Source organism: Winogradskyella sp. 266wxhm, from assembly GCF_058964685.1.
Map to the genome: position 1 here is coordinate 1,316,419 of NZ_CM179559.1, position 14,468 is coordinate 1,330,886.

The 14,468-nt window shown below is 35.0% G+C and carries 8 protein-coding genes and 1 tRNA gene; 3 read left to right on the forward strand and 6 right to left on the reverse strand.

Annotated features, from left to right (window positions below; translation table 11 throughout):
• Positions 1 to 6: 6 nt before the first annotated feature.
• Both AC2H4K_RS05770 and AC2H4K_RS05775 read right to left on the reverse strand, forming a co-directional pair.
• Complete coding sequence (locus AC2H4K_RS05770) at positions 7 to 3,249, reverse strand: TAT-variant-translocated molybdopterin oxidoreductase (protein WP_493742970.1); 3,243 nt, start codon at positions 3,247 to 3,249, stop codon at positions 7 to 9.
• A 28-nt stretch (positions 3,250 to 3,277) separates the two neighbouring features.
• A complete protein-coding gene (locus AC2H4K_RS05775; protein ID WP_493743065.1) occupies positions 3,278 to 4,558 on the reverse strand; it encodes a c-type cytochrome in 1,281 nt (426 codons plus the stop codon).
• A 210-nt stretch (positions 4,559 to 4,768) separates the two neighbouring features.
• Here AC2H4K_RS05775 and AC2H4K_RS05780 point away from each other — a divergent pair, with 210 nt between their 5' ends.
• Positions 4,769 to 5,152: an SPOR domain-containing protein gene (locus AC2H4K_RS05780; RefSeq protein ID WP_281140323.1), complete on the forward strand. Its 384-nt coding sequence runs from the start codon at positions 4,769 to 4,771 to the stop codon at positions 5,150 to 5,152.
• A 77-nt stretch (positions 5,153 to 5,229) separates the two neighbouring features.
• On the opposite strand, the gene infB is transcribed toward AC2H4K_RS05780, so the two are convergent.
• The 3 genes from infB to rimP all read right to left on the reverse strand — a co-directional run bounded on the left by infB (position 5,230) and on the right by rimP (position 9,790).
• Positions 5,230 to 7,998, reverse strand: coding sequence for a translation initiation factor IF-2 (gene infB / locus AC2H4K_RS05785; RefSeq protein ID WP_493742971.1), 2,769 nt, complete (start codon positions 7,996 to 7,998; stop codon positions 5,230 to 5,232).
• Positions 7,999 to 8,080: 82 nt separating this feature from the next.
• The gene (gene nusA / locus AC2H4K_RS05790) at positions 8,081 to 9,313 is read right to left on the reverse strand and encodes a transcription termination factor NusA (RefSeq protein WP_281140325.1); all 1,233 of its coding nucleotides are present in this window, start codon (positions 9,311 to 9,313) and stop codon (positions 8,081 to 8,083) included.
• A gap of 12 nt (positions 9,314 to 9,325) precedes the next feature.
• Positions 9,326 to 9,790: a ribosome assembly cofactor RimP gene (gene rimP, locus AC2H4K_RS05795; protein ID WP_493742972.1), complete on the reverse strand. Its 465-nt coding sequence runs from the start codon at positions 9,788 to 9,790 to the stop codon at positions 9,326 to 9,328.
• Between the two features lie 153 nt (positions 9,791 to 9,943).
• On the opposite strand from rimP, the gene AC2H4K_RS05800 reads away from it, so the two are divergent.
• Positions 9,944 to 10,768, forward strand: coding sequence for a universal stress protein (locus AC2H4K_RS05800; RefSeq protein ID WP_281140327.1), 825 nt, complete (start codon positions 9,944 to 9,946; stop codon positions 10,766 to 10,768).
• A gap of 60 nt (positions 10,769 to 10,828) precedes the next feature.
• Here AC2H4K_RS05800 and AC2H4K_RS05805 read toward each other — a convergent pair.
• Positions 10,829 to 10,901, reverse strand: a tRNA-Gln gene (locus AC2H4K_RS05805).
• Positions 10,902 to 11,052: 151 nt separating this feature from the next.
• Here AC2H4K_RS05805 and AC2H4K_RS05810 point away from each other — a divergent pair.
• On the forward strand, positions 11,053 to 14,466 hold the full coding sequence (locus tag AC2H4K_RS05810) for a glycosyltransferase family 117 protein (protein WP_281140328.1): 3,414 nt from the start codon (positions 11,053 to 11,055) through the stop codon (positions 14,464 to 14,466).
• Positions 14,467 to 14,468 lie beyond the last annotated feature (2 nt).

A 14,468-nucleotide genomic window follows, 5' to 3' on the forward strand; every position in this document is an offset into this window, starting at 1 on the left:
TTTTATTTATGCTTCTTTTGCTATGTTTCTCACCTTAGTTTGATAAACCACATTTGGTTTTACACCAACGTGCTCTAATAGGTGATATGCTCTTTTATCGTCTTTTAATTCTGCTATTTTGCTCTCCTTGTCGTTTACATCACCAAAAATCATAGCTCCATTACCACAAGCCGCAGAACAAGCTGTTTGGAATTCACCATCTTTAACTGGTCTTCCTTCACGCTTAGCATCTAAAATAGTTTTCTGAGTCTTTTGGATACAGAAAGAACATTTTTCCATCACACCACGAGAACGTACAGTAACGTCTGGGTTTAATACCATTCTTCCTAAGTCATCGTTCATATAGTAATCAAACTCATCATTTTGAGCATATAAGAACCAGTTAAAACGACGCACTTTGTAAGGACAGTTGTTAGCACAGTAACGTGTACCAACACATCTGTTGTAAGCCATATGGTTTTGACCTTGACGACCGTGAGACGTTGCCGCTACAGGACAAACTGTTTCACAAGGCGCGTGGTTACAGTGCTGACACATTACAGGTTGGAAAGCTACTTGAGGATTATCTGCTGGATGTTCCATCTCACCAAACTCACTCAATGAACTACCTAAACCAGAAATATTGTCTTTCTTTTCGTTATCACCTTCAAAAGACTCTTCTGAAGAATAATATCTATCGATACGCAACCAGTGCATATCTCTACTACGTCTCATTTCAGACTTACCAACTACTGGTACATTATTTTCTGCGTGACATGCAATAACACATGCACCACAACCTGTACAAGCATTTAAATCTATTGATAAGTTGAAATGGTGACCAACTGAACGATCAAACTCATCCCATAAATCAACATCTGGAGATGTTACTGGAGTTTCAACATGATTTAAAGAAACTTCAGGAACGGCATTCCAATAATGTTTATCTTTTGTATTGAATACCTCTAAAGTCGTTTCTTTGATGATATCACCACGACCCATTAAGGTATTATGTAATTGCACACAAGCAAACTCATGCTCTCCAGCAGCCTTGCTTATGCTTACTTCTTGTACATTATTAAAGTTTTGGTATAATGGGTAGGCATTTACACCTGTCTTCATTTCATCTTTAAGACCTTTTCCATCTCTACCGTAACCTAATGATAATCCTACAGAACCTTTTGCTTGTCCTGGTTGAATGATAACTGGCACTTTAGAAACTGTAACACCATTTACAGTTACATCAGCATAGCTACCGTTTAATCCACCATTAGCTACATTCCAGTTTTCTAGACCTAATCCTTTAGCGTCAGCTTTAGATACTGTAACGTAGTTATCCCAAGTAGTTCTTGTAATAGGATCTGGAAACTCTTGTAACCAAGGGTTATTTGCTTGTTGACCATCACCCATACCTGTTTTAGTATAAAGTGATAATTCCATAGCATTTGATGAAGTAGAGCTAGCTAATGCTCTAGCGGCAGCACCACCAGATAATGTTGCAGAAGCCTCATCACCAGTATTTACTGTTGTAGTTGTTGTTGTAGTTTCGTACTCATCTTTATCTTCTTCTTTAATACCAACACCTACAGCTACATCATGAATAATTCCACCTACAAAAGTTCTATCCTTTTTATCTTTTAATGTTGTCTCTGTACTTTCTATAGTAGCTGATCCATTTACTGAACCACCTGCTACAAAAATACCATCTTGAACTGCCTTGTTGAAAGATGCTCCTCCAAGGACACTGCTAGTCCAATATGTTTTTATATAATCTCTATAAGTTCCTGTGTTTCCTGTCCAAGCCATTAACACTTCTTGAAACTGTTTTGTATCAAACAAAGGACGGATTGTTGGTTGCATCATTGAAAAATGACCAGACTTCAGCTCAAAATCTCCCCAAGACTCTAAGTAGTGTGGAGCAGCAGCGATATAATCACATTTTGTTGATGTCTCATCTTCTTTCATAGAAAATGCAACAGATAAATCCGTTTTATCAAGACCTTCTGCAAAATCAACAGCATTTGGTAATGTATACATTGGGTTAACACCGTTCATAATAACAGCACCAACTTTACCAGCTTTCATATCAGCAACAAGTTGTGTTACTGCTTTATCGCTACCTTGTCTTGTTTTAACCGTAGTCTTAGGATCAAAAGCCTTACTATTTAAGTACTCATTGATTTCTAATGCCACAGTTTGAGCATTTACATCTTGAATACCAGTAACAACTACTGCGTTACTTCCAGCTTTTGAAATTTCGCTTGCAGCAGACTGAACTGCTTTTGCAACGTTTTCAGGTAAATCTACTGAAACAGCACCACCAACAACTAAGCTATATAATTTAGCTAAAGCTAATTTTTGTTGACTTGGTGTTAAAGGCACACGTTTATCTGCATTAGCACCTGATAGTGTCATGTTAGACTCAAACTGAATGTGTCTAGACATTTTACCATTCTCAGGAATACGGTTTTTAGCATAAGCAGACTCAAATCCTCCACCTTGCCAATCACCAATAAAATCAGCACCAACAGAAATAATAGTTTTAGCTTTAGAGAAATCGTAGTTTGCCATTCCTCTAGAACCATATTTAGCTTGATAAGCATCTAAAGTTGCTGATTCTGAAACTGCATCATAAGTTACATGACGCACATTGCCAAATTTTTGAGCAAACTCAGCAATTAATTTATTTGTAGATGGGCTAGGCATTGTTTGTGTTAAAAACACAATTGCCTTTCCATCACTTAATCCATTTAATTTAGAAGTCGTTTCAGACATGAAAGTTTCCCAAGAAATTTTGCTTCCGCCTTTCATTGGAGCTTTCACTCTTAGATTATCATACAACCCTAAAACCGAAGCATTAACTCTAGCGTTTGCCATACCATTAGTAGCAGCATCCGTATTGTTTTCGATTTTAATAGGTCTTCCTTCTCTTGTCTTTACTAAAACACTAGCAAAATCATATCCATCAGCAATAGTAGTAGCATAGTAGTTAGCAACACCAGGAATAATTTCCGTAGGCTGAACTACATAAGGAATAGATTTAACAACTGGTCCTTCACAGGCAGCCAATGAAGCTGCTGCTGTACTAAAACCAACGTACTTTAAGAAATCACGACGCGTTGTAGATGAAGACTCTAGAGATTCTTTGTCTCCTAAAAATTCATCTGTTGGAATTTCTTCCACAAATTCGTTTTGTCTAAGCGTCTCAACAATAGAGCTATTTTCGTTTAGCTCTTCAACACTTTTCCAGTATTTCTTGTTTGATGACATATAATTCTGAATTACTTCTTAATTTTTATTAATAATGACACTTACCACACTCAAGTCCACCCATCTGTGCCGCGGTTAACTGATCCACACCATACTTTTTAGATAATTCTTCATGAATCTTAGTATAGTATTCGTTATCCTGTACTTTTACATTTGTCTCTCTGTGACAGTTAATACACCAGCCCATCGTTAATGGAGCGTGTTGAGACATAATTTCCATTTCTTCTACTGGACCGTGACAAGTCTGACACTCTATACCAGCTACAGAAACGTGCTGAGAATGATTGAAATATGCAAAATCCGGAAGATTATGAATTCTTATCCATTTTACTGGCTTAGAGTCACCAGTATAACCAGTACCATCCCAACCTACTGCATCATATAATTTCTGAATTTCAGCATTGTAATCTACACCATAATCTTTTCCTTCCGCCAAAGTTTCTGGCGCAACTTCTGAAATAGATTTATGACAGTTCATACATACATTTAATGATGGTATACCTGAAGTTTTACTAACACGAGCAGAAGAGTGACAGTACTTACAATCGATACCGTTATCACCTGCGTGAATTCTATGTGAGTAATGTATAGGCTGTACAGGTTCGTATCCTTGATCTACACCAACTTGCATAAAATATCCATATACAAAATACGCACTTGCCAACAGGAAGAATATTGCTGTTACCAATATTAAGAACTGATTTTCAACAAATGCTTTCCAAAGCGGTTTACGTTTTGTTTCCGCAACAACATCAATTCCTTTCGCTTCAGCAAAACGATTTAAAGTACGATTTACTAAAACCAACGCCATTGCCAATAAAGCAAACAACAATGCTAAAGCACCAAGAATTAAATCATTTGAAACACCTGACTCAACCTGAACCACTTCCTTAGCCCCTCCCTCGTCTACTGTAGGAGGTAGCGCAGCTGTGTAAGCTAATATATCCGAAATATCTTGATCAGATAACGTTGGAAAAGCCGTCATAGCTGTTTGGTTGTACTCGTTAAAAATCTTGTTTGCATAAGCATCACCAGATTTTATAACAGCAGCACTGTTACGAATCCAAGCATTAAGCCAAGCTCTATCCAAACCTTGCTCTTCACTAAGTCTTGCTTCAACATTACGTAGAGCAGGACCAGTCATTGGCTTATCTAATTTGTGACAAGCAGCACAATTGGTATTGAATAACGATTTTCCATTTGCTGGATCACCATCCTGAGCGTAAAGTGATGTTGAAAACGTAAGTAATAAAATAAAACCGAGATGAAGAATCTTAGAGGTTAAATTACGGTAGATCACCTGTTTCATATTGTTAGTTGAATTATCTTCTAAACTTTGGTACGATTTTTTCATTCTTTTTGAGAACAAAACATGTTTATAAAAACTCTTGCAAAAGTAACATTTAAAGTGGATTTTGGAAATCTAAGATATACGATAATAATCAATTTATATCGATTCTAAATAACATTTTAAAACCATTTTCGTTGAATACTATATCTTTGCATTAAACACTGAATTATGACATTTAAAGCCAAATATTTAAGCCTCATATTTTTAATGACCATTTTCTCTTTTGCATTAAACGCTCAAGAAGGAACCGTTAAAATTTCTCAAGATAGTGACATTGATAAGCTATTAGAATACAAAAAAGACGTAAAGACTTCTGCTGAAATTTTTAAAATTCAGATTGATCAGAGCAACGATCCGGATAAAGCAGAAAGTATTAAAAGTGAATTTCTAGAAGCTTTTGACGAATGGCCTGTAGAAATTGTATGGAATACCCCAAACTACAAAATTTGGGTTGGTAATTTTGCTTCTAGATTAGAAGCTGACAGAGCTTGGGCAAAAATTAAAAAAGAATATATGAAAGCCATTATTCTTAAGCCTAAAACTGATAACTAAAAACGTGATTAACGATTAGTCTAAAATAAAAAAAGCGACCAAAATTGGTCGCTTTTTTATTTTATTGAAGTTGTAAATTACTTTAATTTCTTCTTTACTTCTACTTCTTGGAATGCTTCTAAGACATCACCTACAGCAATATCATTATAGTTTTTAACTTGCATACCACAATCATATCCTTTAGAAACTTCTTTAACGTCGTCTTTGAAACGTTTTAATGATGATAACTCACCAGTGTAAACTACAACACCATCTCTAATAATTCTGATTCCAGAATTTCTATATATTTTACCGTTTGTTACCATACATCCTGCAATAGTTCCGATTTTAGAAATCTTGAATGTTTCTCTAATTTCGGCAGTACCTGTAACCTCTTCTTTCAATTCTGGTGACAACATACCTTCCATTGCATCTTTCAGGTCATTGATAGCATCATAGATAATCGAGTAAGTTCTAATATCTATTTCTTCCTGATCTGCTGTTTGTCTTGCATTTCCAACAGGACGAACATTAAATCCAACAATAATCGCATCAGAAGCCGAAGCTAATAACACATCACTTTCGGTAATAGCACCAACTCCTTTATGTATAATGTTTACTTGAATCTCTTCTGTTGATAGTTTTTGGAACGAGTCTGTAAGTGCTTCTACAGAACCATCCACATCACCTTTAAGGATAATATTTAACTCTTGGAAGTCACCTAAAGCAATACGTCTACCGATTTCGTCAAGGGTAATATGACGTTGTGTTCTCACAGATTGCTCACGTTGTAATTGGGTACGCTTAGCTGCAATTTGTTTCGCTTCACGTTCATCTTCAAATACGTTGAACTTATCACCTGCTTGAGGTGCACCATCTAAACCTAATATAGACACTGGTGTTGATGGACCTGCTTCAACAATATCATTACCACGTTCATCGTGCATTGCTTTAACCTTACCACTATTCTTACCAGCTAATACATAATCTCCAACTCTAAGCGTACCTGCTTGCACTAGGATTGTTGAAACATATCCACGTCCTTTATCTAAGAAAGCTTCTACTACGGTTCCATTAGCTCGTTTATTCGGGTTAGCTTTTAATTCTAATAATTCAGCTTCTAAAAGTACTTTTTCAAGTAATTCTTTTACCCCTGTACCGAATTTAGCAGAAATGTCATGCGACTGGATTTTTCCACCCCAATCTTCTACCAATAAATTCATATTAGCTAAACCTTCTTTTACTTTATCTGGATTAGCACCTTGTTTATCAATTTTATTGATAGCAAATACTATTGGAACACCTGCTGCTTGAGCATGGGCAATAGCTTCTTTTGTTTGTGGCATTATGGCATCATCAGCTGCCACAACAATAATAGCTATATCTGTAACCTGAGCACCACGAGCACGCATTGCTGTAAAGGCCTCGTGACCTGGTGTATCTAAGAACGCTATTTTTTGTCCATTATCTAATTCTACACCATAAGCACCAATATGCTGAGTAATTCCACCCGACTCACCTGCAATTACATTCTCTTCGCGAATGTAATCTAGTAACGATGTTTTACCATGGTCAACGTGACCCATAACTGTTACGATTGGTGCACGAGGTTCTAAATCCTCAGGACTATCTTCACTAACTTCAAAAGATTCTTCAATATCTGCAGTTACAAATTCTACATCATAACCGAACTCTTCTGCAACGATAGATAAGGTCTCCGCATCTAATCTTTGGTTCATGGTAACCATCATACCTAAAGACATACATGCTGAAATTACTTGCGTTACACCAACATCCATCATAGTTGCAACCTCACTTACTGTTACAAATTCTGTAACTTTAAGTGTTTTACTTTCTGCTGCTTCAGCTTGAAGTTCTTTTTCAGATTGCTCTCTATGCTGATCTCTTTTTTCTCTACGATACTTAGCTCCCTTACCTTTATTAGACTTTCCTTGAAGTTTTTCTAAAGTCTCACGGATTTGCTTTTGTACTTCTTCTTCACTTGGCTCTTCCTTAACCACTTTAGGTCTGGAATTATTACCTCGTCCTCTATTATTTCCTCTTCTATTATCGAAATTAGGTTTTCCACCTCCGCTGTCATTTCCGCCTTTGCTGATACGACGTCTCTTGCGTTTATTTTTATCGTTAGAAGTGTTTTGTTGTTTGTTATCTTCTTTCTTCTTTTTCGGTTTATTGAATTGAGAAAGATCTATTTTTTGACCTGTAGTAACAGGTCCTGTCAGCTTTTTATACTGAGTTTTAAGCGTTTCTTCAACAGGCTCTGAAGGTTTTGCTTCTTCTTTTTTAGGTTGCTCTTTTGGCTTTTCTTCTTTAGTAACCTTTGGAGTTTCTTTTGGTTTCTCTGGTTTCGGCTCTTCCTTAGTAACCTTTGGAGTTTCTTTTGGCTCTTCTTTAACTTTTGGTTCCTCTTTAACCTTTGGCTCTTCTTTAGCTTTTGGCTCTTCAGCAGGTTGAACTTTTTTAGGTTCTTCCTTTTTCTCCTCTTTAGCCTTAGGCTTATCCAAGTCTATTTTACCAACTTGTTTTGGACCAGTTAAATCTGCCTTAGCTTTTACTACAGGTTGCTTAGCAGCTTCTTGTTTTTGCTTTGCTTCAATTTCGCGTTCACGCTGTTCGCGAAGCTCTTCTTTTTCTTTAAGCTTTGCTTCACTAACCTCTTGAGCTTTTTCACGCTTAGATGCATCCGTCTGAAACTCATCAGATAGCGTGTTATAAACCTCTTGCGAAATTTTAGTATTAGGGCTTTTTTCAATCTCAATGCCTTTGGATTCTAAAAAATCCACAGCACGATCTATTGAAATGTTCAATTCCCTTAGTACTTTGTTTAATCTTGTTGTTTGAGCCATAAATTGCCTGTAATATAACTTAAATATAGTTTACCTTCAATCTCAAAATGCTATTATAACATTTTAATAATTAAAATGGTAATTATTCTTCGAATTCTTCCCTAAGAATTCTGATAACTTCTAAAATTGTTTCTTCTTCTAAATCTGTACGCTTCACCAAATCATCTACATCTTGCTCTAGTATACTTTTCGCCGTATCTAGACCTGCTTTACTGAATTCTTCAATGATCCACTCATCGATCTCATCAGAGAATTCTTTTAATTCTACATCTTCCTCAGCTCCTTCTCTAAATACATCTATCTCGTAACCTGTAAGTTGACCAGCCAAACGAATATTGTGACCACCTCTACCAATAGCTTTAGATACTTCTTCTGGCTTTAGTAAAACCTCTGCACGCATATTTTCTTCGTCTAACTTTAAAGAGGTTACTCTTGCTGGACTTAAAGCTCTGGTTACAAAAAGTTGGATGTTATTAGTGTAGTTGATAACATCAATATTTTCATTTCCTAACTCACGTACAATACCGTGAATTCTAGATCCTTTCATACCAACACAAGCACCAACTGGATCGATTCTATCATCATAAGAATCTACAGCTACTTTGGCCTTTTCACCTGGAATACGAACCACTTTCTTAACTGTAATTAATCCATCGAAAACTTCTGGTATTTCTTGTTCAAATAATTTTTCCAAGAAAATTGGAGAGGTTCTCGACATTATGATTGCCGGCTTGCTCCCTTTTAATTCTACACTTTCTATGATTCCTCTTACATTTTCTCCTTTTCTAAAGAAATCTGAAGGAATTTGTTTATCCTTTGGAAGGATGATTTCATTACCCTCATCGTCTAAAAGTATAATTGCTCTGTGACGAATGTGATGTACTTCTGCTGTGTAAATTTCACCTTCAAGCTCTTTAAACTGCTTGTAAATATTAGTATTGTCGTGTTCGTGAATCTTAGAAATTAAGTTTTGTCTTAATGCTAAAATTGAACGACGACCTAAGTCTATAAGCTTTACTTCTTCAGCAACATCTTCACCAACTTCAAAATCTGGTTCAATTTTTTGAGCTTCAGAAAGTTCTATTTCTTGATTTTCATCTTCTACTTCACCATCAGCAACTACAATACGGTTTCTCCATATTTCTAAATCACCCTTATCTGGATTTATAATAATATCAAAATTATCATCATCACCATACTTTTTCTTTAATGCATTACGCAATACATCTTCAAGAATCGCCATCAGCGTAACTCTATCGATTAATTTATCGTCCTTAAATTCTGAAAATGATTCAATTAACGCTACATTTTCCATAATTGATGTGAATTAAAATTTTATTTTAACTTTTGCTTCTTTAATATTATTGAAAGCAACTTTTGTTTCTTTAGTTACTGTTACTTTTCCTTTACCTACTGGTTTTGGTTCTCTAGTTTTCCACTTTAGCACTATACCTTCTTCATCAACACCGTCAAGTTTTCCTTCCATGTTTTCGTCTTCTGAAGTTTTTACTTCCAGCTCTCTTCCTACATGTTTTTTATACTGTCTAGGCAATGTTAGTGGAGATGCTGCTCCTGCCGACAATACTTCTAAAGAAAAATCCTCTTCTTCTCTATCAATATTGTGCTCAATAGCTCTACTTACATAGATACAATCTTCTACCAAAACACCATCATCACCATCTATAACAACTTTAATTGCGTTATCATTTGATACCGTGAAATCTATGAGAAAAAGATCTTCTCTTTCATTTAAGGCATTTTGTAATAAGTCTTCTACTTTTTTCTTAAACATTTTTCAGTATAAAAAGAGGGGACTTTTTTGTCCCCTCAAGTATTCATTTCCGTAAACTTCGCTGCAAATATACAATAATTATATTGCTTTTCAAAGCAATCCTAAATTGAATTATTTTCTTAAATTTATAAGACTAATACTAAATAAAAACAAATGAACAAAATACTAGTCCCTACAGATTTTTCTGAGCAGGCAGAGAATGCCTTAAAGGTTGCTGCTATGCTAGCTAAAAAACATAATGCTGAAATTTACTTATTACATATGCTTGAAATCCCCATGCAACATATAGATCCAGGTAGTGTACAGAGCGATGTCCCTGAAGCCTTGTTTTTTATGCAACTAGCTCATAAAAAATTTGAAAACCTTATGGCTAGTGATTACTTAGAAGGTATTACTATTCATGAAACGGTTAAAGCCGATATTACATTTAATGAAATTAAAGATGCTAGTAAGGAATTTGACATAGATCTAATTATTATGGGCTCTCATGGTGCAACAGGTCTAAAAGAAATGTTTGTAGGTTCTAATGCAGAAAAAGTTGTACGTACATCTGATATTCCTGTTTTGGTTATAAAGAACGAACATGAAAATTTTGAAATTAATGATTTTGTGTTTGCTTCTGATTTTCTAAATGACAGCAAAGAAACCTATAAACAGGCTATACAATTTGCAGAAGCTTTTGATTCTAAAATCCACCTACTGATGGTGAATACAGCTAATAATTTTTTAACTACTTACGAAGCTAAAACACGTATAAACGACTTTATTTCAGGACAATCTTTTAGTGACTACACTATTACAGTTCATAACGATGTTAGTGTTGAGCAAGGTATCCTTAATTTTTCTAAAGACATTAATGCCGATTTAATAGGCATCAGTACTCATGGAAGACAAGGTATTGCCCACTTTCTGAATGGCAGTATTAGCGAAGACCTTGTTAACCATGCTAAAAGACCTGTAATAACGTTTAAAATATAATATTTGAAAATGTATTAAAAACAAAAAATCCTAATCAGTTTTGATTAGGATTTTTTTCTGTTGGCCTACTAGGGCTCGAACCTAGACTCTTCTGGACCAAAACCAGACGTGTTGCCAGTTACACCATAGGCCAATCTCTCAAATGAGGGTGCAAATTTAATACAAAGTTTTACTTGGACAAAAAAATTATCAAAAAATAATTCAAAATACTTAACGTTTACATAAAAACTTAGGGTATTTAGTATTTATTAGTAAATTCGCCAGCATCAATAAGTAAGGTTTTCATGACAGATTTTAACTTTAAAAAGTGGAATAATATTTTAGGATGGTTTGTTTTCGCTATTGCGTTTACTGTATATGCACTAACCATTGAGCCAACAGTAAGTTTTTGGGATGCTGGTGAGTATATTTTAACCTCATCTAAACTACAGGTTGGTCATCCACCAGGAGCACCGTTATTTCAAATGTTTGGAGCATTTTTCTCAATGTTTGCTCTAGAACCTTCTCAGATTGGTATGTTATTGAATATGATGAGCGCTGTAGCCAGTGCTTTTACTATTCTATTTATGTTCTGGACCATTAGTCTATTGCTTGTGAAACTTGTAAAATACAAGAAAGACTCTAGCTCTAGTAAAGCTATGGCTATTTTAGGAAGTGCTTTAGTAGGCAGCCTGTCATTTACCTTTACAGATTCCTTCTGGTTTAATGCTGTAGAAACTGAGGTTTATGCCATGGCAACACTTATTATGTCTGTGATGTTTTACCTTGCTTTAAGATGGGAGCAAGACATGCATAAGCCTAGAGGTAATCGTTGGTTAATTTTAATTGCTTTTGTTATTGGTCTTTCTTTTGGTGTTCACTTCATGGGGCTTTTAACTATTCCAGCTATTGGACTCATCTATTATTTCAAAAATTATAAAACCATAACAATAAAAAACTTTATAGTAGCAAACGTAGTTTCAGCTGCTATTCTACTTTTTATCTTTAAGTTATTACTTCCATCAACTTTAAAGTTATTTGGATATTTAGAGGTTTTCTTTGTTAACTCTGTTGGTCTGCCTTTCAATTCAGGAACCATTATAACAGGATTAATGGTTATTGCTCTTTTTTACTTTGGGCTTAACTATACAAGAAAAAAAGGCATGATACATATCAATACATTGATACTCTGCCTCATGTTTATTTTTGTTGGTTTTTCATCTTGGATGATGCTTCCTATACGTGCCAATGCCAATGTTATTATCAACGAAAATGATCCTTCTGATGCTAGAGAACTTTTAGCATATTATAACCTTGAGCAATATCCTGAAACGCATTTATTCTACGGACCACAGTTTACTGAAATATATTCTGGTCAAGATGAAAATGAACCTTTTGTAGACGACAAAAAGAACTACGAAAAAGATGAAGAAAAAGGCGAATATGTTATTATAAACGATTGGAAAGATAGTAAACAGAATTACAATCACGAGCACGCCTCTATACTTCCAAGAATGTGGAGTAGCGAACATGCAGAAAATTATATGATGTTTACAGGTCTCATAGATTTTAAAGTAGATCCTAATCTTCAAAATTATGCTTACCGTGAAGCTATGAACGCTGGATTGTCAGAAGAACAAGCTACACAATATTCTGTTGGTGAAAAGCGTAGAGTGGATGAAATGGTAATGGATTTTAGAATGCGTGTTGCCAATGGTGAAATTGATTATGAAGGTTATGATCAATTTTTAAGGCGTTATGCACAACAATATCTTATTGTTGAGAAACCTTCATTTTTTGATAATACCATGTATATGTTCCAGTATCAATTTGGATATATGTACTGGAGGTATTTCATGTGGAATTTTACAGGAAGACAAAACGATGTACAAGGAAAGTATGATGACTTTAATGGAAACTGGATTTCTGGAATACAATTTATAGATGAACTACATTTAGGTATGTCTCAAGACAATTTACCTACCGATGTTCTTGAAAACAAGGCTAGAAACACCTATTATTTCTTACCTCTATTACTAGGACTTGTTGGTTTCCTTTTCCTTATGTATTCTGATGCGAAACGCTTTTGGGTATTATTAGTGTTTTTCCTATTAACTGGTATTGCTATTCAATTTTATACCAACATTAGACCTTTTGAACCTCGTGAACGTGATTATTCTGTTGTAGGTTCTTTTTATGTTTTTGCTATTTGGATTGGTTTTGGTGTCTATGCAATTTATGATTTATTAAGATCTAATATAAAGTCTAAACTATTAGCACCAGCGGTTAGCATATTATGTCTTCTTATAGTTCCTGGAATTTTAGCAGCTAATAACTGGGACGACCATGACAGGTCTGGTAAATATACAGCCAACGCTATGGCTCGTAAGTATCTTGAATCTTGTGCGCCAAACGCCATTCTATTTACTATTGGCGATAACGATTCTTTCCCGTTATGGTATTTACAAGAAATTGAAGGAGTTCGTACTGATGTACGTGTTATAAATACTAGTTTATTCCAAACGGATTGGTACATCGACCAAATGAAACGTAAAGCTTATGAAAGTGACCCTATTCCATCATCTTTAAAACACGAACAATACAGATATGGAACTCGTGACTTCATTATTTATAGAGAAATTAATGAACAAATTGCTAGAGATACGCTTGGTATTAGTGACTTTATGGATTTCATAACCAGTGATAAGCCAACTACTAAATTAAAACATATTGTAGAACGACGAGGTGAAGACCCTAGCGGTTACCCAAGCAATCTATTGAACACTAATTATTTCCCAACGAAGAACGTGAGTATTCCTGTTGATAAAGCAGAAGTACTTAAAAATGGTATAGTAAAACCTAAAGATGCAGATAAAATTGAAGACAACATCTATGCAAGAATTACAGGTAGCACTATTTATAAAAACCGTTTGTTAATGCTAGATATCATTAACAATAATAATTGGGAACGCCCTATTTACTTTACAGGTGGTGCTTTTAGTGACGAAGATTACATTTGGCTAAAAGACTATTTACAGTTAGATGGTATGTGTTATAAGCTTGTACCTATAAAAACTCCTGTAGATAGAGCTAACCCTTATGATATGGGACGTGTTGATACAGATCTAATGTATGACAAAGTTATGTCTTGGAATTGGGGAGGAAGTGGTGAAGATATTTACCACGATATTGAAACTAGAAGAAACGGAATAACCTATAGAGGTAACTTGGCTAGATTAATAGAACAATTAATCAATGAAGATAAGTTAGACAAAGCCGAAAACATAGCTGATCTTGCTATGGAAAAAATGCCTGTAGACACCTTTGGTTTTTACTCGCTCTTAGAACCATACATAAGTGCTTACTATGAAATTGGTAATGTAGAAAAAGGAAGAGATCTTTATAAAAAAGTCGCTAAAAAGTATCAAGAGAACTTAGTGTATTACAGTAGTCTTTCTCTCGAAAACCAAGAACGTAAGGTTGGAGAAGATATTTATTTAGATATTCAACGCTATAGAGCTCTTGTTGATATTCTTGTAATCTATAATGACGATGAGTTTGCGAAAGAAGAAACGCAAAAGTTCAATAGCTACTTAGAGTTATTTAATGAGTTAATGAACAGCTATAGCGATGAAGAAGAGCTTCCTGAAGTTCCCGAAGAGCTTGATTTAATGAACACTGTTAAAGATACAATTGACACTTTAGTTCCTGTAGAATAGAA

Excerpts from the sequence above, each read along its gene's own strand:
- AC2H4K_RS05770 (WP_493742970.1), bottom strand. The coding sequence starts at position 3,249 with ATGTCATCAAACAAGAAATACTGGAAAAGTGTTGAAGAGCTAAACGAA.
- AC2H4K_RS05775 (WP_493743065.1), bottom strand. The coding sequence starts at position 4,558 with ATGAAACAGGTGATCTACCGTAATTTAACCTCTAAGATTCTTCATCTC.
- AC2H4K_RS05780 (WP_281140323.1), top strand. The coding sequence starts at position 4,769 with ATGACATTTAAAGCCAAATATTTAAGCCTCATATTTTTAATGACCATT.
- infB (WP_493742971.1), bottom strand. The coding sequence starts at position 7,998 with ATGGCTCAAACAACAAGATTAAACAAAGTACTAAGGGAATTGAACATT.
- nusA (WP_281140325.1), bottom strand. The coding sequence starts at position 9,313 with ATGGAAAATGTAGCGTTAATTGAATCATTTTCAGAATTTAAGGACGAT.
- rimP (WP_493742972.1), bottom strand. The coding sequence starts at position 9,790 with ATGTTTAAGAAAAAAGTAGAAGACTTATTACAAAATGCCTTAAATGAA.
- AC2H4K_RS05800 (WP_281140327.1), top strand. The coding sequence starts at position 9,944 with ATGAACAAAATACTAGTCCCTACAGATTTTTCTGAGCAGGCAGAGAAT.
- AC2H4K_RS05810 (WP_281140328.1), top strand. The coding sequence starts at position 11,053 with ATGACAGATTTTAACTTTAAAAAGTGGAATAATATTTTAGGATGGTTT.